This window comes from Selenomonadales bacterium 4137-cl, assembly GCA_032334055.1.
In the GTDB taxonomy this organism is placed as follows: Bacteria; Bacillota; Negativicutes; order Sporomusales; family UBA7701; genus Anaeroselena; species Anaeroselena agilis.
Genome location: JAUOZS010000001.1, coordinates 1,500,253 through 1,521,192 on the forward strand (window position 1 = coordinate 1,500,253; position 20,940 = coordinate 1,521,192).

A 20,940-nucleotide genomic window follows, 5' to 3' on the forward strand; every position below is an offset into this window, starting at 1 on the left:
CGGGTTCTACGCATTCTGCCGCCAGACTTGCGGCATGACCGACGACGAATTTCTCGACGAGACAACCCCGCGTCGCATCATGACGCTATGGATAGGGCGCCAGGAGATGGACGGCGCCGAAACGGAATATGACGACGACATTTAGCCGCCTCCGGGAGGTTTTTATACGCGCAAAGGTGGTGAGCTCATGGCTGATACCGAAGTTGGCAGCTTGATAGTCCGAGTAAGGACCGACCTTACCGACACGTTGAAGCAGCTCGACGCATTCGATAAACAGGCGAAAACGACCGAATCCGGCGTCACAAAGGCCATGGGCAAGGTCAGCACCGCGCTCACCGCCGGTTCGGCGGCCTTAGGTGTATTCGCCGCCGCCGCGGTAAAAAATGCCATGGCATGGGGCACGGCCGTCGACGACCTGAGCGATAAAACCGGCCTTGCCGGCGAGAAGGCCAGCGAACTGCTTGTCGTTGCCCAGCGCGTCAACATCGGCACCGAAGAGGCGAGCATGATGTTCGCCCGCCTTGCCCGCAGTGCCTATACAGCCGCTCAGGCGCAGGAATCACTGACAGCCGAAAACAGAACCACGGTCGATGCGTTCACCGCGCTGAATATCGCCGTCACCAACGCCGACGGCACCATGAAAGATACCGCAACGCTGTTCGGCGAGGTCAAGGATAAAATCGCCGACATGCCTGACGGCCTACAAAAGACAGCGCTGGAGATGGAGCTTTTCGGCCGCTCCGGGGCAAAGATGCACGACCTGCTGAATATGTCCAGCCAGGAAATGCAGGAGGTCACCAAACAGGCCCGCGCCATGGGACTTATCCTGTCCACCGAGCAGGCGGCGGCGTGGGAGCGTTTCGAGCGCGAGATCAACACCGCCAAGCAAAGCATGGCGGCCGTCGGAATCAGCATTGGCAACACTATGCTGCCATCGTTGAAAAGCCTGCTGGACATGGTAACAGCCGCAACAAGGGCTTTTATCGGATGGTCGGATGCCAACAAAGGTCTTTCCGACGGGCTTATCCAACTTGCGGCCGGCGCCGGGACGGCCTTGGTAGCGGTCAGGGGGCTTGCTCTCCTCGCGGGCGCGGCTGTAAGCCCATGGGTAGCACTCGCCGCAGCAATCGCCGGAGCCACCATCGCCATCACCAACTTTTCCAACAAGAACGTCGACTGGGTTCTCGGCCCGGACGGCACAATGGTCCCGATTCCGAAAGGTCTTTCCTCGCCTAGCCAGGGCATGGGCGACCTGCGTCAATCCACCCGGGCAGGTGATTATGCGAATCCAGCCGCGGGCGGCGGCCCTCCGATAGCCGGCACTGGCGGCGCCGGCGACACCAAGACCGCGCTACAGGAATACCTCGACCAGATGAACAAGGTCCTGCAGGTCGAGGAGCAGCGCTACCAACTGACCGGCGACGCCGAGGCATACAAGCAGGTGTTGCTCGCACAATATGACGGCCTGGAGAATGTGGTCGCCGGTACCGACGAAGTCATTGACAAGGAAAGCGCCCTGAACTCGCTCAAACTCCGCGCCATCGACCTCGTGAACGAGGAAGCCCGGGCGCAGCGCCAGGCCGACGACGCCATCCAGCGAAGCCTTGAGGAGCGCCGCCAGGGAGCTGAGCGACTATTCGAGGAACAGAAGAAGCAGGTTGTCGACCTTGTCAAAGAGCAAATCGACGCCGCCAAGAAAACGCAGAACGCCTGGCAGGATGTCTTTGTCGGCATCCTTTCCGGCGACGGGTTCAGTAACATAGGCCGCACCCTACAGCGCGAAGCCGCCACGTGGCTGGTCAAGGGCGAATCTCCCTTGTTCGGCAGCCGGAACAAGAAGGAGCCGGCCAGCGTCGAAGGCTTCACCGACGAGCAGAACAAGGCGCTGAATGGCTTCCTTGGGACCATCAACGCAGGCACCAGCGCCATGACTATTCTGAATGGTATCACCACCATCCTCGGCATGACCACAAAACCGGCCGAGGCGGCGACGACGGCGGCGGCTACCGGCGCAAAGGCGGCGGAAACAGGCACTGTTATATCTTCCGCGGCTGCGAAAACGGCCGAAACAGCGGCCACTGTGACGGCAACAGCGTCCATTGTTGCGATGACAACTGCGGCGGTTGCTGCTACGGCGGCTATGGCGGCGATGGCGGCTTCCGGTGGCGGGAGTTTTCTATTCGGGCTCTTTGAGAAGGGCGGCATCGTCCCTTCGGCGGCTCGCGGCATGATAACTCCGAACGTACCCGGCGGCATCCCGGCGATACTGCATAAAAAGGAAATGGTGCTGCCGTCCCAGATCAGCGACTTTATCATGAACACCATGGCCGACGTCAACCAGGCAAAACGGCGCCGGGCGGGAGACATCAATATTATCGTCAACGAAGCCAAAAACATGAACGTCGACCAGTTGGCGCGAAAGCTCGGCCGCAAGATCAACAATAGGCTGTAGGAGGTGGGTTTAGTGAGCCTCGTACTTGACAAAAACGGCAATCAATATACTTTGCCCACCTGGCTAGTTCTAGACGGGGAGCCGTTTAGCATTCGCCGCGACACCGTTAACAAGGCATTCGGCCACGGCTCCATTATGACCGCTGACGGCAAAGTCACCGAGAGGGAACTGGTACTGAGGACGGAAGAGGCCAGCGAGCTCTTCGCCACCCGAGCAGCTTATGAGGCGGCCGTGCGGGCGCTTACCACGGCCCTCATGCGTGGCCCGCAGAAGCTCGTCGTCGACGGACTGTACTTCTACAACATCGAAACGCTGGCCGACTTCGACAACCCCTTCGTCAACGGCTGGGCCAGCAAGATGAGCGAATTTGAAATACCCCTGCTTGCGACTGACCCGTTCAAGTACGCTCTTACCGAGACGACGGTCACCGAGGAGATCACCGAATCGCCGACCACATTCACGGTCACCAATGCCGGGCTTGAAGTATCCCCGGTCATCACCATCACGGCCGCCGCCACCAATTCCAGCATGTCGCTGGTCAACACCTCCGACGGCAGCCGAACGATGGGCTACACCGATACCCTCTTCACGAGCGGCGCGTCTGTCGTCTTTGACGGCGTCGAGGGCACGGTTAAGCGGGGCGCCGTCAACACCATCAATAACTTCGGCGGATCGTGGCTGCGGCTGCTGGCCGGCGCCAACTCCCTGACCTATACCGGGGCGGCCTGCACCATCAGCCTTGCCTACCGTGAGAGGTGGCTGTAATGAACATGATGTTCGGCCGCTGGCCGTTCGGGAGGTTTATCTATAACGGCAGAGCCGGCATGATCTCTGGGGCGGTCATTAATTACCCGCTTCAAGAGTCCGGCTTTGCGGCGAAGATATACGACCAGGCCGGCCAAAAGCTCGCCGAATATGGCGATACCATCCAGAACAATATCCTCACGGAAATCGAATTCGAGCTCGACGAAAACGGCTGTGCCGCTCTGACGCTGGTTTTCAGCAAAAAGCCGGCCATCGACATTCTATATAACTATCGCGTCGACATCCACCTGTTCGGCGATCCTGACCCCTGGTACTCCGGATACATCACCAGGATCCCGCTGCCGGGCACCACGGAACAGCAATTCACCTACGAAGGCTACGGTTTCTATAAGCAGCTCGACAATACCCTCGTCGACGCTACTTACCAAAACACCGAAATCAGCGCCATCGTCAAAACCATCATGACCTCTTACGTCGTGCCCGACACCGACATCGTCTACAAGTCCAGCAAGATAGTGGCAGTCGGCTATACTGTAAACGGTATAGCCTTCGAGGACGCCACGGCAAAAGAGGCGCTTGAGCAGCTGGCGGAATACGCCGGCAACTACGTCGTCGGCGTGGACGAGCGGCGCGAGCTATTCTTTAAGCCTGTCAGCACGGCGATTGCCGAGGACAGTCGCTTTTGGGTTGGCTGGGACGCTCACTCCTTCAAGCCCGAGGAAACCCTGGACGATGTCAAAAACTACCTCATCGTAAAAGGCAGCGTCCTCCAGGTCGACGGCACGTACGTACTGTATTCCAACTACGACGCCGACAGCATCACCGACTATGGTCTGCGGAAAGCCGTGCTGACGCTCCCTTCGGCGCTGACTACGGCCGACGCGCAGCGATGGGGTGACAATCAACTTGACAAGCTGAAAACTCCACCCCAGGCAGCTGAAGTGGAAAATATCAAGGTCAAACAGCGGCTTATCAAAGCTTATGGCAAAGCCAGGGTAACTTCCTGGGACGGCAAGCATGTCTACGACCTGCCGATCACACGGGTAATATACCGGGTATCGGCGGAAGACGGTATCAGCTGCGGGCTGTCGCTAGGGCCGGCGTCCACACAGAGCCTCGACGAGTTTATCGCCAAGCTGGTCCGCGACATCAAAAACGCCGAGGCAGTCCAGTCGCTTATCAACAAGAACCTGAGCAGCTAGGAGGGAGAGCATGCGGCCGGTAGATTACCGATATAACCAATTCACCGACACCAGCACCGCCGTCGCCATCACCGGCGAGGAGCACCGTATCCCCAGCACAAGCCCGTTCACCATAAAACTGCGGGAAGTGCCGGTCAAGGCCGATACGTCTACGCTCTCGATGCGAATCTTCGACATCCTAACGGCCGCAATCACATCGGCCGGTGCGACGAGCATCACGGTGAAAAATGGCGCATGGTTCGCGAACGGCAAAATCTTGACCATCGACAGCGAGCAGCTGCAGGTCACGGCGGATCCGTCAGGCAACACCTTGACCGTCTCCCGAGGCTACGGCGGCACCACCGCGACAACCCATGTATGGGGCGCCAAAGTTTACATTGAAGACAGCATGGAGGAGGTGGCGGCCACTCCCAACGCAGGACAATATTTCCCCGACTACTACACCGAGGCCGACGGCGACAGTAACTGGAGCAGCGGCGAGATTCTTGTCGACGAAGCTGATGCCGGGAAAACGGTATCGGTGAATTATACCGGAAAGGGAGCGCCGATAGACGCCCGGTCTGTGGCCATCAGTATCCCCGATCATATCGTCGAAGGGCTGACCATCGAAGCCGGGAGCGGCCTAGTGCCCGTAGTTAAAGCCGGCAAGGCGTGGGCTGGAAATGAGCTTGTCGAGATGGGCGAAGACTTCCCTCTTGCCGTCCAGGCGCGGCGGGCGGCGTTGGTGTATCTGGGAACTAACGGCATCCCAAACGTTATCAAAGCCACTCCTCCTGCTGCAGACGCCGGCACCGTATACCGATGGGATCTTTCGAACTGGGACGGATCAAGCCAAATCTCGTCGACTGTAGGTTCAAATAATCTAATTCCCAATGGCGGACTGACGCGAGAGGTCGGATGGTTCGGCGACTATGTCATCAAAAGCAACGGATCCACAGGATATCTTGTAAGCGCAAACAGTACCGATTTCCCCACCGGGGGAAGCGCGAAAGAAATCGTTTGCACATTTATTCCAAGGTCATCCACAGCTGGTAACCACTGGGTATGGGTGTACGGGAACACGCAGCTTTTGGGATTGGCGTTTGCTTCGTTAAAGCTTTATCTGTACATTAACGCCTCTTGGATTGATACCGGCTACGTCATGGAGCTTGACAAAAAATATAAAGTATCCGTGCAAAATGATAATACCGCCGTTGCCATGCTCGTTAATGGCGAAAAAGTGTTCACTACTACAGCAGCTGTCGCGGTCGACGCCGGCAACCTATATGCGTTTAGATCGTTGGGGGCAGAATTCGGCAACCTGGCTATGGATTATATCGAAATGCGGAACGCCATCCGCACCGATGCACAGAATGCCGCTCTTAGCAACGCTTTATTGCTGCCGTACCGATACTACGCAGATCCTGCAAAACCTGAATTTACCGACATCCGCTCCATTATTCCCGCGAGTTCCACTTCCCTGGGACGTATCCGTACGGATGACACTGGTGTTATCGAAATCCGGCGCGACTATCAAGACGGAGTTCGTGAGGGAATTTCGGGCGGGAATCGGTCTGTGTTCCTCGGTTGGCAAGCTTTCAGTGGATCAGTTACCTTATCATGGGTCAATCCGTTCGGCACCCGAAAAGTAAAGGCCCGTTATGTTTTTGCAACAAATACAAGCGGACAGCACGAATCACCAGTTCAATCTTCTGATTCCAGCGTTTCAAAAGGGGTGCTATATGTTCCGACGGTAGCGAACCCGCTGAGAATTTTCACACAGGCAAGCGGTGTAGTTCAGTTAGCTTCTACCTGGCAGACGAGCGGGTGTCTTGGTTGTTACGTGGAGGTGGAGGAATAATGATTTTTGCAATATTCGCTGATCCGACTCCTGGCCAGGAAAACGTCCCAGGCAACTGCATCTGGGGGCCATCAACATTACCGCCTTGGGGTAGCGGATGGAAACACCCTGACACATGGCCGGCCGGCTTGCGGGACGACCTGCCCGACGATTGGCGGCCAACGCCGGCGCTTGATGCGCTTAAGGCGGCGAAGTGGGAGGCGGTCAAGGCTGAGCGTGATCGGCGAGAAGCCGGCGGCTTCGAGTATCTGGGAAACATCTTCGACTCCGACCCGACAAGCGTTATCCGCCTCACCGTCGCCGTCGCCGCCGCGAGGAGCGCGATCAGCGCGGGACAAACCGGCCTCTCGTTTGCGTGGACGTTGCAGGACAATACAGTCGCCACGCTAAGCGTCGACGAGTTTATTGGGCTGCCGCTGGCGCTGGCGGCCAATGCAAACGACCTCCATCAACACGCCCGGGTGCTTCGGGAGCGGATCTACGCCGCAACGACGGCCGAGGAAATCCAGGCGATACCTGATTGGTAGAGAATGAAAGGGGTGGGAGAGTGGGCCAGGATGAATTCCAGCACCAAGTGCTGCAACGTCTGACGGCAATTGAGACAAACGGCCGTTATTTTAAAGAGGGGCTGGAGGCGATTGCGCAGCACAGCGAGCGAATCACCGCTGTTGAGGCCAGCGCCAAATCGGCCCACAGACGGATCGACGGGATATGCGCCGCTGCCGGTCTTGTTGGCGCGGCAGCCGGGTGGGTGGCAAACTTCATCACCTCGCTCTGGCCGAAAGGCGGCGGACATTGATGATTACCTTCCTTAAAAGCCTGCTCTACGAGTATGGGGAGCCGTCTTTGACACGGCTTCTTACGCTTTATAGCTGGCTTCTCTGCCAGTGGGCCATCCACCAGGCGTTCTATTCCGGCAAGGTGTTCACTCCGGAACAGTGGCAAATTCTCTACGCGCTCATCACCGGCAGCCTGGGCGGCGGAATCGGCCTTCCGATGGCCAACAAATTTTATAATAGCCGGTACAACACTCCCCAGAGCGGGTATATGACCAAAGCGGGAGGTGGATACAGTGATAACCTCAGACAATAGGATACTCGTTATCGATCCTGGCCACGGCGGTTACAACGATTACGGCACGTATGACGGCGGCGCGGTCGGCCCTAGCGGCCTCCACGAGGCAGACGTGGCGCTTGGTATAAGCGGCTACCTGCGCAACATGGCCGAAGCGGCTGGCTGGCAGGTGCTGATGACCCGCATCGATCAGAACGGCTCATACTATCTTACCCCTCGGGCGCAGATGGCTAACGACGCCGGCGCTGCTCTTTTCATCAGCGTCCATTGCAACGCCGCCGAAAATACCCAGGCCCAGGGCGCGGAGGTATGGGTATCCCGCAACGCATCACAGGCCAGCATCGACTTGGCGGCAGCTATCCAGCAGAATCTTGCCGGTATGGGTCTATGGGACCGCGGCGTTAAGGCCGCTGACTTCACCGTCCTGACGGCGACAGCTATGCCGGCGGTGCTGGTGGAAACCGCGTTTATATCCAATCCCCATGAGGAGCAGCTGCTGGCCGAGCGGCAGGAGGCATTTGCTGCGGCCATCTGGCGGGGGATTATATCATGGGCGGGGGTAGCATAATGGACCGCATCAAAAAGTACATCCTCGCCGCCCTGCTGGTGGCCATTTTCCTCGCCGCCGCCGTCTGGGCGTACAACCACTGGCACCAGCCGCAGCCGGTCTACATGCCCCAGCACCAGGCCGAGACGCCGCAGGGCATCGAGGCGGCTGCGAACAACGCCGGGATGCATATCAGTCCCGGCCAGGCTCAGGAGGTCTCCCAGGCCGTCCAGGAGGCGACGACGCGGCCGCCCGACCAGATTATCCAGACTACCGGCGCGGGCATGCCCCATGCGCTGTCCAGCGTCCAGGGCGGGGCGCAACTGCAGATTGTCACGGATCCGTCGAAGCCGGACCAGAAACCGGACAAGCCAACCGCCGATCAGCCGGTCAACCTGAACGTCTACAATATCAAGGTATACCCGAAGCACCTGCTGGAAGTGACCGCATACCAGAACGCCGCCGACGTGGCCTATATGACGCGGGTGACGGTGTTCAAGCGCACCGGCTACCTCGGGCCGGTGGTGAGCTACGACGCTGATCGGGCGGGGAGCAAGGTGAGGGTGGGCGTGCGCTTATCAGTGCCGTTAGACTAATATTTAATGTAGAAAGCCTCTGGCCACACGGTCAGAGGCTTTTTTGCTTTAATTTGTTATAATGCTTGTCAGAACAACATCAGCATATCAATATGGGCAGTACCCCGTCCGCCACTGTCTCGACATGCCCTATCTTGAATTGCCGCGCTCGATCGCCTCGGGCGACATCATCGCCTTCGTCCACGACCAGATGGTTACCAAGGATGGTTTGCGCTTACGTTATACGTTTTCCGGCTCGGTCTACTTCGAACGGATGAAAGCCATCGGACTTTACTCCGCCGACAGGGGCGAAATAAGCGACCGGGTAGCAAAAGCCGGTCTCACAGACATCTACAGTCAATGCCTGGTGTAAGGGGGGAGACGAATGAAACGAAAACTGACAGCCAGCTGCATCGACATCAACTCACCCTACTGCCCCTGCCTGCTCGCCGAAACCAACCACTGCGTATTCTGCAGCCACCTGAAAGGTCTTCCGGTCTGCGACTGCAACTGGAACGGGGTCTGTATACTATACGAACAGCGGTGGCAGCCTAAAAACGGCATTTGGCGCGGCGATAAACCACCGCAGAGGGTTGAAGTGGACAGTGAAATAACCCGCAAGGAGCAGATCGCGGACAACACCTACCTGCTGGAGTTCGGCGTCAGCGCCGGCCTGGCGGCCGAACTCGGCAAAACGGGAGCGTTCGTCTTCCTGCGCCTCCCCGAAGATCCGCAGTACTACCATTTTCCCGTGGGTGTCATGAAAGTCAGCGGCGGCGCCGTACAAGTAGTCGTCGAGGCGGTCGGGCCGAAATCGACCCGCCTGATCGACTCTGCTGCGAAAGAGCTGACGGTCCGCGGTCCATATTACAACGGAGTGCTCGGACAGCCATGGATTGACAATATCACCTGTGGTACAATATTGTTGGTGGCGGGCGGCATGGGGCAGCCTCCCGCCCTGCCGATCGCCGCCCGTCTCGCGGCGAACAAGAACAGCGTCATCGCCCTGCTGGCCCCCGGGAAAATAGGCCGCATTTTCATCGCCAGCGAACTTAAAGAATTGGGTGTCGTCGTTCACGAAGTCGACTCCCTGCGGCGGACCGGCAGCGGCCTGCTGGGCAACTGGCTTACCGACGAAGAAACGCGCCCCGACCTGATCGTCAGCGCCGGACCGGACGAACAGCATCACGGCGTGATCGCCGCCATGCAAGCGGCGGGCGTCAACATCCCGATGGCCGCCACCAACAACGCCACCCTGTGCTGCGGTGAAGGCATCTGCGGCAGCTGCGAGCGCGAAACCAACGACGACCACCGTATCCGCCTCTGCAAGGTGCAGACCGAATTCAGCCAACTGGCTCCGTAAAGGGACAACGAGGAGGGGCTATGCCCGAGAGACTGCAAAAAATCATCAGCCAGGCGGGAATAGCCTCCCGTCGCCACGCCGAGGAACTCATAACCGCCGGCCGGGTTACCGTCAACGGCCGGGTGGTCGCCGAACTCGGCGCCAAAGTGGAGCCGGGAAGGGATATCGTCGCCGTTGACGGACAGACGATAGCCGGCGAGGAAAAGTACTATCTTCTGCTTAACAAACCCAGGGGTGTGGTAACTACCCTCAGCGATCCGCGGGGCCGGAAAACGGTGGCCGAACTTATTGCCGACGTTCCCGCCCGCCTTTATCCGGTGGGCAGACTCGACTACAACACCGAAGGCCTCCTGCTGCTTACCAACGACGGCCGGTTAACCCACGCCCTCACCCATCCCAGCCACGAAATCGACAAGACATACGTCGCCTCCGTAGCCGGCCGGCCAACCGAGGAAAAACTTGACCGGCTGCGGATCGGCATCACCCTTGAAGACGGCGTTACCGCCCCGGCTAAGGTCAGACTTACCGGCTACGACCCGGTCGCCGACACCGCCACCCTTGCCATCGTTATCCATGAAGGGCGCAACCGGCAGATCAGGAGGATGTGCGCAGCCATCGGTCACCCCGTTGTCAAGCTCAAACGCACTGAATTCGCTTTTTTGAATCTGGCGGGAATCCGCCGCGGCCGCTATCGGCACCTTGAGACGTCGGAAATCGCCGCCCTCAAGCAACTTGCCGGGATAGCCCCTTAGCAAGCGTTGTCCCCTCAGCTCGGCGGTCTGCGCCTAAAACGCGCCCGCAGAGCTATTTTCATACAGCCGCATACTGGAATATAGTGGTAAAGAACGGAGAGCGACGATGAAGAAAAAAGTCCTCGTCATAGGCGGCGGCGCCGCCGGCCTGATGGCAGCCGCCAGCGCCGCCGAACACGGCGCGGCGATAACCTTGCTCGAAAAAATGCCCGCCGTCGGACGGAAAATCCTCATAACCGGCAAAGGCCGCTGCAACGTCACCAACATCGCCGACATCAAAACCATCATCGAGAATATGCCCGGCAACGGCCCCTTCCTCTATAGCGCCCTCGCCGCCTTCTCCAACAGCGACCTGATGGCCTGGCTCGAAAAGCGCGGGGTACCGCTCAAAACCGAACGGGGCGGACGCGTATTCCCGGTCAGTGACCGGGCCGGGGATATTGTGGCCGCCTTCAGCCGCGCCCTTGACGACCTCGGCGTTTCCGTGGTGACCGGGCAAGCGGTGCGCGAAATCCGCGTCTCCGCCGGGCACGCCTGCGGAGCCGTCACCGCCGACGGACGCGAGTGGCCGGCCGAAGCCGTCGTCCTCGCCACAGGGGGTGCCTCATACCCCGGTACCGGTTCCAGCGGCGACGGCTACCGGATCGCCGCCGCCCTGGGCCATGAAATCGCCCCCCTCCGGCCGTCGCTCGTTCCGCTGGAAGTCGCCGAAGACTGGGTCGCCGACCTGCAGGGGTTGGCCCTCAGAAATGTCACCGTAACCGCCAGCGTCGGCGGCCGTAACCTCGCCGCCGAGTTCGGCGAATTGCTGTTCACCCACTTCGGCCTTTCCGGCCCCGTTATCCTTTCCCTCTCAAACCCAGTCGCGGCGGCCATCCGCGCCGGCACGGGCGGGGGAGAGGTCCTCATCGCCATCGACCTCAAGCCGGCTCTCAGCGTCGAAACTTTGGACAAGCGGCTCCAGCGCGACTTCACAAAATTTGCCCGCAAACAATTCAAAAACTCGCTTGGCGACCTCCTGCCCGCTAGGCTTACAGACGTAATCGTCGATCTTAGCCACATCGACCCCGATAAGCCGGTCCATCAGATCACCAAAGAAGAACGGGGCCGGCTGGTTACCCTGCTCAAGCAACTAACCTTCGCGATTACCGGCACCCGGCCGCTGGCGGAAGCGATCGTTACCGCCGGTGGCATACGCACAAAAGAGATCAATCCCTCTACTATGGAATCGCGCCTTGTCGCCGGACTCTATTTTGCCGGGGAAGTCATCGACATCGACGGCTATACCGGCGGGTTCAATCTTCAGGCGGCCTTCTCGACCGGCTATGTCGCCGGTCGGTCCGCGGGTGCGGATAATGTGGAAAACAATAACAGATAATATAGCCATCCCGCCCCCCAGGGAGGCTATAACGTGCGTCGCCGGAAAAAATACAACCCCTTCGAAAGCCTGGAAACCTTTCTGATCCGCCTGGCGGCCTCTTGCGTTATCGCGCTCGTGGCCGTTCAGGTGCTGGTTTATCACGACGCGCCCCGGCGCTACCTGTCGCGGGTCGACAGATTAGAGGGCGACCCCGTCACCTGGCAAACGCCGCTAGTCGCCGGGCGGCCCCTAGTAATCAGCGAAAATGCGCCGGTCGCCAGTCGCATCAACATGCTGCGGGAGCACAGACTCATCGTCATCCGTATCGTCCAGCCCGCAGCCGCAGATGATGTCTACCCTGTCGTCAACGGCGAACGAGCCGGCAACTTCAAGAATGGCGAAGCCGCCGTCACCGTCTACGACGGCGACTACCTCGAAATCGACGCCAGCCGGCTGCCCGCCGCGGGGCGTTTCGTCGTCACCGTACCCGGCGGGGGACTCATAGCGCCGCTTGACGGCCTCGTCGTCGAAGGGCGGGGGGCGGCGGTGCCGATCGGCAAAGTCAAATTCAAACATTAGCGCAATATTGGAGGAAAATGGCGGCAGGGCGCGAAAATAATAAAGTTATTCATAAAGAGCCACATTCGCCGGAGGTTACCGATGATCATCGTCATGAACGCTCCCACGCCGGAGCAGACAAACCGCGTCCTTGACAAAATCAGGCATTGCGGCCTCGAACCGCACTGCCTCGTCGGCCGCGACAAAACAATAATCACCACTGTCGGCGACACCGAGCCAGAGCGCGGCGAACAGTTCGAACGCCTTGCCGGCGTCGAGCGCGTCGTCTCAGTAAATACGCCTTACAAGCTGGCCAGCCGGCAGTTTCACGCCCATAACAGCGTCGTCGCCGTAAACGATGTCCGCTTCGGCGCCGAAGCCGTGCCCGTGATCGCCGGCCCCTGCGCCGTCGAAAGCTACGAGCAGTTCCGCGAAACGGCGCTCGCGGCCAAAGACGCCGGCGCGGCGATGCTGCGGGGCGGCGCCTTCAAACCGCGTACCTCGCCCTACAGTTTTCAGGGCCTCGAAAACGAAGGCCTCAAGATTATGCAGGCCGTCGGCCGCGAAGTCGGCCTGCCGGTTGTAACCGAAGTCACCGATCCCCGCGCGGTCGGCCTCGTGTCCGAATTCGCCGATATGCTGCAGATCGGCGCCCGCAATATGCAGAATTTCGCCCTGCTTAAGGAAGTGGCGCTGGCCGGCCGGCCGGTGCTGCTGAAACGGGGTGTCGCCGCCACCATCGAGGAATGGCTCATGGCAGCGGAATACCTGCTCTCCGGCGGCAGCAGCGAAGTCGTTCTCTGCGAGCGCGGTATCCGAACCTACGAAAATTACACTCGCAACACCCTCGACCTGTCGGCTGTGCCGCTTGTCAAGCATCTCAGCCACCTTCCGGTTGTCGTCGATCCCAGCCACGGAACAGGCAACTGGCGACTCGTCGGCCCGATGGCACGGGCGGCGGTCGCCGCAGGCGCCGACGGTTTGATAATCGAAATCCACCCCTGGCCCGAAGAAGCGATGTCCGACGGTCCCCAGTCCCTCACCCTGGCCAATTTCCGCCAGCTGACCCGCGAACTCGCCAAGGTGGCGGCTGCCGTCGGCCGGACCATCAACCACGGAAAGGGTGGAGCACAGCGATGAAAGAAGTAGTAAAACCCGCCAGGAAACTGGCGGGGGAAATAGCCGTTCCCGGCGACAAATCCATTTCTCACCGTAGCGTCATGCTTGCCGGACTGGCCGACAGCCCGGTCACAATCTGTAATTTCCTCGCCTCCGCCGACTGTCTTTCCACCGTCGCCTGCATGCAAGCCTTGGGCGTCAAAGTAGATCGGCCGGGTGAAGACGAGCTTGCGATATTGGGCAATGGTCTCTACGGTTTAAGCGAACCGGAGGAAGTTCTCGATGCCGGCAACTCCGGCACCACCATCAGGCTGCTGACCGGCATCCTCGCCGGCCAGCCCTTCTTCAGCGTTCTTTCCGGGGACGGGTCTCTCCGCCGCCGCCCCATGGCCCGCGTCATCACCCCTTTGTCCAAAATGGGCTGCCGCATATACGGGCGTGAAGGGTCCCGCTACGCTCCCCTGGCCATCGTTCCCGCCGACGGCATCCACGGCATCGACTACACCATGCCGGTAGCTAGCGCCCAAGTCAAATCCGCCCTGCTGTTCGCCGGCATGTTCGCCGACGGTCCCACCCGCATAACAGAACCGTATATCTCCCGCGACCACAGTGAGCGCATGCTCCAAACCTTCGGCGCGAAAGTCACTCGCAGCGGCCTCATCGTTAAAATCGCGCCGGTGCAGGAACTATCCGCCCCCCGAACCATCGACGTCCCCGGCGATATAAGCTCGGCGGCTTTCTGGCTAGTCGCCGCCACCATCATACCCGGCAGCCGCCTCCGCCTGACCAATGTCGGCATCAATCCAACCCGCACCGGCATCATCGACATCCTCCGGCGGATGGGCGCCGACATCGAGATAACCAACCAGCGTCAGGCCGGCGAAGAGCCGGTGGCCGACCTCGTCGTCTCCGCGGCCGAACTGAGCGGCACCACAGTGGAAGGAGAGATCATCCCGCGGCTCATCGACGAGATCCCCGTCCTGGCCGTCGCCGCCTTGTTCGCTAAAGGCCGGACAGTCATCAGCGGCGCCGAAGAACTGCGCGTCAAGGAGACCGACCGGCTCAAGGCGATTACCCTCGAACTCGCTAAAATGGGCGCGCGAATCGAAGAAACGGTCGACGGGCTTATCATCGACGGACCACAGCGACTTGAAGCCGCCGTCTGCCAATCCCACGACGACCATCGCATGGCCATGGCCCTTGCCATCGCCGGCCTGGCAGCCGGCGGAGTCGAAATAGAAGAGGCCGCCTGCGTGGCCATATCATATCCTCGCTTCTTTGCGCACATCGCGGCACTTCAGGAAGCAGCCGGAGGCTCCCGATGAAAAAACTCATCATCGCCATCGACGGCCCGGCAGGAGCGGGCAAAAGCACCGTCGCCAGGCTTGTTGCCGAACGCCTCGGCTACACCTACATCGACACCGGCGCCATGTACCGTGCCGTCACCTGGGATACCATGCGGCGCGGCATCCCCGCGGAAAATGCCGAAAAAGTCGCCGCCGTAGCCCGCGCCATCAACCTTCACCTCGCCACCGTCGCCGGCAAAACCCTCGTCAAAGTGGACGACACCGACATCACCGACGCCATTCGAACCCCGGAAGTATCCCGCCAGGTGGCGGAGATATCGAAGAACGGCGGCGTGCGCGAAGCCATGGTCCACCTCCAGCGGCAAATGGCCGGCCTCGGCGGCGTCGTCATGGATGGCCGCGACATCGGCACACATGTCTTGCCCGGCGCAGACATAAAGATATTCTTAACAGCGTCCATTGCCGAACGGGCTCTACGCCGCTGGCGCGAACTGACCGACAAGGGTTTGGCCGTCGACCTGGCGGAACTTCGGGCGGAAATCGCCTGCCGCGACAAAGCCGACTGCGAACGGGAAATCGCCCCGCTAGTCCAGGCCGCCGATGCGGCCTTGGTCGACACAACCGATCTCACCATCCCCCAGGCGGTGGAAAAAATACTTGAGCTTTGCGAGGCGAGGACCAGTGTTTTATAGCCTCCTGCGGTGCCTAGTGCGGGCCATCCTCTACACATTCTTCCGTTTCCGCGTCAACGGCATCGAAAACATCCCCCCCGCCGGCGGCGTGATTATCGCCCCCAACCACATCAGTAACTTCGACCCGCCCGTCATCGGCTGCGCCCTGCCTGACAGCCGCCGAATCCGCTTTATGGCCAAGACCCAGCTTTTTCGAAACCCGGTCGTCCGTTGGGTGGTCACCGCCCTGGGCGCTTTTCCCGTCCGCCGCGGCATGGCCGACCGTACCGCCATCCGCACCGCTCTTGCCCTCCTCGAACAAGGTGAAACGGTCGGCATCTTTCCGGAGGGGACCCGCAGTAAAACCGGCGCCCTTGGACGCGCTGAGCCCGGCCTCGGCATGATAGCCGTCAAAGCCGGCGTTCCCGTAGTGCCGGTGGCGGTAACCGGCACTAACAAATTTTTCCGCAATGGCCAAATATTCCCGCGGTTCACGGTCTCTTTCGCCGCCCCGATAATCGTACCCCCCGGCAGGTCAGACAAGGAAGCCGTCGAATATATAAACGAACAAGTAATCGGCGAGATAGCCAGGATACTGGCTAAAGAAGGAGGCTGAATGCCGTGCAGGACAATCTGTCGATAGTGCTTGTACAGCGCATAGCCATAATTGCCGTCGTCGCCTACGTCTTTTCCCATACCAGAGCCTTTCGCCTCATGTTCAAAGAACAGAGCACATACCGCGAACAAGCCGTCCTCATAATATTCTTTTCCTCGATCTCCATCGCCGGTACCTATCTCGGTATTCCGCTCGACGACGCCATCGCCAACGTCCGCGACACCGGCACCGTCGTCGCCGGCCTGCTCGGCGGCCCCCTCGTAGGCACCGTCACCGGCCTGATCGCCGGCATTCACCGCATAACCCTCGGCGGCTTTACCGGCGAAGCCTGCGGCGTTGCCACCATCGTCGGCGGCATCATCTCCGGCTACATCCATCACCGCATGCGGCCCAAAACACCTGACTGGATCGTGGGCGTCGTTACCGGCGTAGCGGTCATTCTCTTCAGCATGGGCCTCATTATTTACATGAGCAAACCCTATCCTGCCGCCAGGGCCCTCGCTGCCAACGTCGCTTTGCCCATGTCGCTCGCCAACGCCATCGGCATATCCGTATTCATGATCATCATCCACAACGCCCGCGAACATCAGACCCGCATCGGCGCCCTTCAGACCCACAAAGCCCTGCGGATCGCGAACGCGGCCCTGCCATACTTCCGCCAGGGTCTCAACCAGGTTTCGGCGGAAAAAGTGGCCACAACCATCCGCGGCATGACCTCGGCGGCGGCTGTTGCCATCACAAACCGCGAACGGGTCCTCGCCCACGTCGGACTCGGCGAAGACCACCACCTTCCCGCAAACCTCCTCATGACCAACGCCACCAAATCCTGCCTCGAAACCGGCCAGGTCACCGTTGCCCAGCGCGCCAGCGAGATCGGCTGTTGCGAAGAAGGGTGCCCCCTAAAATCCGCCGTCGTCGTCCCGCTCCACTGCCGCGACGAAATCGTCGGCACCCTCAAGCTATACTACGCCCGCGAGGAAGCTATGACCGCCCTCGACATCGAATTCGCCCAGGGCCTGGGACAAATATTCTGCACCCAGCTCGAACTCGCAAACCTCGAAAAGATGGCCGAGCTGGCCGCCAAGGCCGAATTGAAGGCCCTGCGCGCCCAGATAAACCCTCATTTCCTCTTCAACGCCCTCAACACCATCGTATCCCTCTGCCGCACCAACCCCGAAGAGGCGCGCAGCCTCATCATCGAGCTCAGCGACTTCTTCCGCCGCAGCCTCAAAACATCGCGCGATTTCGTCACCCTCAAAGAAGAACTCGAGCACGTCGAATCCTACCTCACGCTCGAAAAAGCTCGGTTTGGGCCGCGGCTCACCATTGTCAGGACCATCGACGACGAAGCCCTCAACGTCCAGATACCCACCTTCACCATCCAACCGTTGGTCGAGAACGCCGTTAAACACGGCCTGCTTGCCCAGGAAACGGGGGGGACGGTCAACATAACCGCCCGCCGCAACGGCAATTCCGTCGATATCGTCATCGCCGACGACGGGGCCGGCATCTCCCGCTCCACCCTCGCCCAGGTACTCGTAACCGGCTTCGGCAAAGGGGCCGGCGTCGGCCTGTCCAACGTAAACGAGCGGCTGAAAAACATCTACGGCCCGAAGCACGCGCTCGTCATCGAAAGCGTGGAAGGGCAGGGGACCACAGTCAGCCTCAGCATACCCGCCACCGCCAGGGGGGTGGTCGCATGACGGCAGCCATCATCCGCGCCATGGTCATCGACGACGAAGAACCGGCCCGCAGTGAACTCCGTTACCTCCTCGAACAACACCCCGACGTTTGCATCGTTTACGAAACCGGCACCTTCCAGGACGCTCTCGCCGCCCTTCGCCAGACCAGACCTCATCTAGTCTTTCTTGATATCGAAATGCCGGGTATGAACGGCATCATCCTCGCCGAGAAAATTCAGGAAATCCTTCAGCCCCTGATCGTATTCGCCACCGCCCACGAGGAATTCGCGCACAAAGCCTTCGAACTCAACGCCGCCGACTACCTGCTCAAACCGTTCGCCCCCAAACGCGTCGCCCAATGCATCGAAAAAGTGCGTTCCCTGCTCAGCACCCGCGCCCCCGTCCCGGTCATCGGCAAAACCGGCGGCGATTTACCCCACCCCGGCGCGTGCCGGCAAAAGCTCGCCATCGAGCAGAACGGCAAAGCCCAAATCATCAACACCGCCGACATAATTGCCGCCACCAGCTCAGAAGGCCAGATAACGATCTACTGCGCCGCCAAAACCTATCAAGTCAACATGACCCTTCAGGATCTTCAGGCTAGGCTTGACGAAAGCCAGTTCTTCCGCAGCCATCGCGGTTACCTTGTCAACATCGAAAAAATCCGCGAAGTCATCCCCTGGTTCAACGGCACCTACAACCTCGTCATGGACGGCCTGGCGAGCGTAGAAATTCCCGTAAGCCGCCAACAGGCGCCTAAATTGAAAAAAATGTTCGGATTGTAAGAAAAGCATTTCATCCGATGAAATGTGCATTTCATCGGTATTTTTTTGCCGTTTATCGGGATAAACTTGCTGATCGGCCTTTAAGAAAGTTATTATAATTATGTAAATAAACTAACAATTTATATTACAACTATGAGGTGGAAGATGGAAAAAACTGTTCAGGACCGTTTGGTTGACCTTCCCGTGTTTTGGCAGGAAGTAGGTTTCGAACCTTGGTCCTGGAACGGGTTTGAGGGAATGAAACGCCGCGTTACCTTCAGGAAAGGCTCGCTGCTCGGCGAAGTCGCCCGCTACTACGCGGACGACTATATCGTCTGGCCTTTGCCGGCTCCTGGCGGCGATAAAACGATCCTCGAAAAGTGGCGGCCGGCGGACGAGGTAATGAGCCACCGCGTTCTCCTTCTTGACGGCCGGGCAAGCGGCAAGCCGCACAAAAAATACTTTCTCCTCGGTTTCCGGGGGTGGGTCGAGGTACTGTCATATCGTCTGGGCGACCCTGACGTGGACGGTTTTCACGACCTCATTTTCCTTGTGAATAAAGCCCGGGAATATGTTCTTAAGGCGGAAGGGGGGGAGCAGGTAAAACAAGAGTAAGGCGATCAATTCTTGTAGAGAGGTGATTTTCAAGTGTTAATGACGTTATTCCTCATCGCCGTTGTCATTTTCGTCGTGGCCTACAAAACTTACGGGGCCTATCAGAAAAAAATCTACGAACTTGACGACACCCGGGAAACTCCGGCCCAATGCATGTTCGACGGAATGGACTACTGTCCGGCCCATCCGGCGGTGCTCCTGGGGCACCACTTCTCGTCCATCGCCGGCGCCGGCCCGATCGTCGGTCCGATCGCCGCATCCGCGATGTTCGGCTGGCTGCCCGCCTACATCTGGGTCCTCATTGGCTCGGTGTTCTTCGGCGGCGTCCACGATATGGGCGCGGTAGTGGCCTCCATCAGGCACCGCGGCATGTCCATCGGCGAGGTCGTTTCCCAATGGATAGGCAAGAAAGGCAAGCGCCTGTTCCTGTGCTTCACCTGGCTGGCGCTCACCCTTGTCATTGCCGTCTTCCTCGAACTGGCGGCCCAGACCTTTGCCGCCGACCCCGCCGTCGCCTTCTCCGGCATTTTATACATTTTACTGGCGATGATCTTCGGCGTCGCCATCTACCGCTTCGGCATTTCCCTCAAAGTGGCGTCCATCATCATGGTGCCGATTATCCTCGGAGCGGTCTTCTTCGGTTCTTACAACCCCTGGGTCCAGTCCGCTTTCAAACTGGGCATCGACACCTGGCGCTGGATCCTCGTCGTCTACATCTTCGGCGCCTCCGTCCTGCCGGTATGGCTTCTCCTGCAGCCCCGCGACTATCTGGCCTCTTATCTGCTCTACTTCTCGCTCTTCATCGGCGCTGTCGGCATGCTGTTCGGTTCCCAGTTCGACATCAAACTGCCCGCATTCAAGGGCTTCACCAACGCCGGCGGCGAATTCCTCTGGCCGTTGCTGTTCGTAACCGTGGCCTGCGGCGCCATCTCCGGCTTCCACTCCCTCGTAGGCAGCGGCACCACATCGAAACAGCTTCGCAGAGAGAGTGACGCTGTCGCTATCGGCTACGGCTCGATGCTTGTGGAAGGCCTCGTGGCCGTCATCGCCATCGGCACCATCATGATCGCCGGCGGGATGCTCAAAGGCGGCCCCACCGTCGTATACGGCGCCGGCCTCGGCAAATTCTCCGCCCTCATCGGCATCGACCCCCGGGTCGGCACCTCGCTCGGCCTGCTGGCCCTCAACTCCTTCATTCTCACCTCGCTTGACACCGCGACCCGTCTGGCGCGCTACCAGCTTCAGGAGTTCTTCGACATGAAGCTCGACCGCTACACCGCCACCGCCATCGGCGTCGCCGTGGCCATCGGCCTGATCTTCTGGAAGACCGGCAACACGCCGGCCTGGAAGCTCATCTGGCCGGTGTTCGGCGCCTCCAACCAGCTCGTCGCCGCGCTGTCGCTCATGACAATCGGCGTCTGGGTGATGAAAGGGCTCAAGAAATCGGCCAACTTCGTCATGATCCCGATGGTATTCATGCTCGTCACCACTGTTGCCGCCCTGTTCCTGCTCATCAAGGCCAACCTGACCAACCCCATCATCTGCGGCATCAGCGTCCTGCTCCTCGTGCTGTCCATCCTGCTCGTCAAAGAAACGTGGTCTGTGCTGTCGAAGAAAGACGAGATACCTACTAAGCAAGCCTAAACCTTCAAGTTCCAAGGCGACAAGAACGGAAGTT

22 protein-coding genes are annotated in these 20,940 nt (G+C 59.6%); all 22 read left to right on the forward strand.

The window, feature by feature from the left end; genetic code table 11:
• Positions 1-187: 187 nt before the first annotated feature.
• The 22 genes from Q4T40_07970 (at position 188) to Q4T40_08075 (ending at position 20,906) form a co-directional block, all read left to right on the forward strand.
• Positions 188-2,452, forward strand: coding sequence for a phage tail tape measure protein (locus Q4T40_07970; GenBank protein MDT8901171.1), 2,265 nt, complete (start codon positions 188-190; stop codon positions 2,450-2,452).
• Between the two features lie 12 nt (positions 2,453-2,464).
• Entirely contained in the window at positions 2,465-3,217 is a 753-nt protein-coding gene (locus Q4T40_07975; protein MDT8901172.1) for a phage tail family protein, read from the forward strand.
• The gene (locus tag Q4T40_07980; protein MDT8901173.1) at positions 3,217-4,419 is read left to right on the forward strand and encodes a hypothetical protein; all 1,203 of its coding nucleotides are present in this window, start codon (positions 3,217-3,219) and stop codon (positions 4,417-4,419) included. Before Q4T40_07975 ends, Q4T40_07980 begins: the two co-directional genes overlap by 1 nt.
• 10 nt (positions 4,420-4,429) lie before the next feature.
• Positions 4,430-6,259, forward strand: coding sequence for a hypothetical protein (locus Q4T40_07985; GenBank protein ID MDT8901174.1), 1,830 nt, complete (start codon positions 4,430-4,432; stop codon positions 6,257-6,259).
• A complete protein-coding gene (locus Q4T40_07990; GenBank protein MDT8901175.1) occupies positions 6,259-6,786 on the forward strand; it encodes a DUF4376 domain-containing protein in 528 nt (175 codons plus the stop codon). The genes Q4T40_07985 and Q4T40_07990 overlap by 1 nt, the downstream gene beginning before the upstream one ends.
• 20 nt (positions 6,787-6,806) lie before the next feature.
• Positions 6,807-7,058 (forward strand): hypothetical protein, encoded by a 252-nt coding sequence (locus tag Q4T40_07995; GenBank protein MDT8901176.1) that lies wholly within the window; start codon positions 6,807-6,809, stop codon positions 7,056-7,058.
• Positions 7,058-7,351 carry a hypothetical protein gene (locus tag Q4T40_08000; protein ID MDT8901177.1) on the forward strand — a complete coding sequence of 98 codons (294 nt, stop codon included), beginning with the start codon at positions 7,058-7,060 and terminating at the stop codon, positions 7,349-7,351. Before Q4T40_07995 ends, Q4T40_08000 begins: the two co-directional genes overlap by 1 nt.
• Entirely contained in the window at positions 7,332-7,901 is a 570-nt protein-coding gene (locus Q4T40_08005; protein MDT8901178.1) for an N-acetylmuramoyl-L-alanine amidase, read from the forward strand. Before Q4T40_08000 ends, Q4T40_08005 begins: the two co-directional genes overlap by 20 nt.
• On the forward strand, positions 7,901-8,476 hold the full coding sequence (locus Q4T40_08010; protein ID MDT8901179.1) for a hypothetical protein: 576 nt from the start codon (positions 7,901-7,903) through the stop codon (positions 8,474-8,476). The genes Q4T40_08005 and Q4T40_08010 overlap by 1 nt, the downstream gene beginning before the upstream one ends.
• Positions 8,477-8,537: 61 nt before the next feature.
• Entirely contained in the window at positions 8,538-8,828 is a 291-nt protein-coding gene (locus Q4T40_08015) for a hypothetical protein (protein ID MDT8901180.1), read from the forward strand.
• Positions 8,829-8,840: 12 nt separating this feature from the next.
• The gene (locus tag Q4T40_08020; GenBank protein ID MDT8901181.1) at positions 8,841-9,818 is read left to right on the forward strand and encodes a hypothetical protein; all 978 of its coding nucleotides are present in this window, start codon (positions 8,841-8,843) and stop codon (positions 9,816-9,818) included.
• A 20-nt stretch (positions 9,819-9,838) separates the two neighbouring features.
• The gene (locus tag Q4T40_08025; protein ID MDT8901182.1) at positions 9,839-10,570 is read left to right on the forward strand and encodes a pseudouridine synthase; all 732 of its coding nucleotides are present in this window, start codon (positions 9,839-9,841) and stop codon (positions 10,568-10,570) included.
• Between the two features lie 106 nt (positions 10,571-10,676).
• Positions 10,677-11,948, forward strand: a complete 1,272-nt coding sequence (locus tag Q4T40_08030) for an NAD(P)/FAD-dependent oxidoreductase (GenBank protein ID MDT8901183.1) — start codon at positions 10,677-10,679, stop codon at positions 11,946-11,948.
• Positions 11,949-11,981: 33 nt separating this feature from the next.
• Positions 11,982-12,509 carry a hypothetical protein gene (locus tag Q4T40_08035; protein ID MDT8901184.1) on the forward strand — a complete coding sequence of 176 codons (528 nt, stop codon included), beginning with the start codon at positions 11,982-11,984 and terminating at the stop codon, positions 12,507-12,509.
• Between the two features lie 81 nt (positions 12,510-12,590).
• The gene (gene aroF, locus Q4T40_08040; GenBank protein ID MDT8901185.1) at positions 12,591-13,628 is read left to right on the forward strand and encodes a 3-deoxy-7-phosphoheptulonate synthase; all 1,038 of its coding nucleotides are present in this window, start codon (positions 12,591-12,593) and stop codon (positions 13,626-13,628) included.
• The gene (gene aroA, locus Q4T40_08045) at positions 13,625-14,932 is read left to right on the forward strand and encodes a 3-phosphoshikimate 1-carboxyvinyltransferase (GenBank protein ID MDT8901186.1); all 1,308 of its coding nucleotides are present in this window, start codon (positions 13,625-13,627) and stop codon (positions 14,930-14,932) included. The genes aroF and aroA overlap by 4 nt, the downstream gene beginning before the upstream one ends.
• On the forward strand, positions 14,929-15,606 hold the full coding sequence (gene cmk / locus Q4T40_08050; protein MDT8901187.1) for a (d)CMP kinase: 678 nt from the start codon (positions 14,929-14,931) through the stop codon (positions 15,604-15,606). Before aroA ends, cmk begins: the two co-directional genes overlap by 4 nt.
• Positions 15,596-16,201, forward strand: a complete 606-nt coding sequence (locus tag Q4T40_08055) for a lysophospholipid acyltransferase family protein (GenBank protein ID MDT8901188.1) — start codon at positions 15,596-15,598, stop codon at positions 16,199-16,201. Before cmk ends, Q4T40_08055 begins: the two co-directional genes overlap by 11 nt.
• Before the next feature lie 5 nt (positions 16,202-16,206).
• Positions 16,207-17,904 carry a sensor histidine kinase gene (locus tag Q4T40_08060; GenBank protein ID MDT8901189.1) on the forward strand — a complete coding sequence of 566 codons (1,698 nt, stop codon included), beginning with the start codon at positions 16,207-16,209 and terminating at the stop codon, positions 17,902-17,904.
• Complete coding sequence (locus Q4T40_08065; protein MDT8901190.1) at positions 17,901-18,668, forward strand: LytTR family DNA-binding domain-containing protein; 768 nt, start codon at positions 17,901-17,903, stop codon at positions 18,666-18,668. Before Q4T40_08060 ends, Q4T40_08065 begins: the two co-directional genes overlap by 4 nt.
• 237 nt (positions 18,669-18,905) lie before the next feature.
• Complete coding sequence (locus tag Q4T40_08070) at positions 18,906-19,262, forward strand: hypothetical protein (GenBank protein MDT8901191.1); 357 nt, start codon at positions 18,906-18,908, stop codon at positions 19,260-19,262.
• 39 nt (positions 19,263-19,301) lie between these two features.
• A complete protein-coding gene (locus tag Q4T40_08075; GenBank protein MDT8901192.1) occupies positions 19,302-20,906 on the forward strand; it encodes a carbon starvation protein A in 1,605 nt (534 codons plus the stop codon).
• The last annotated feature ends 34 nt before the right edge of the window (positions 20,907-20,940 follow it).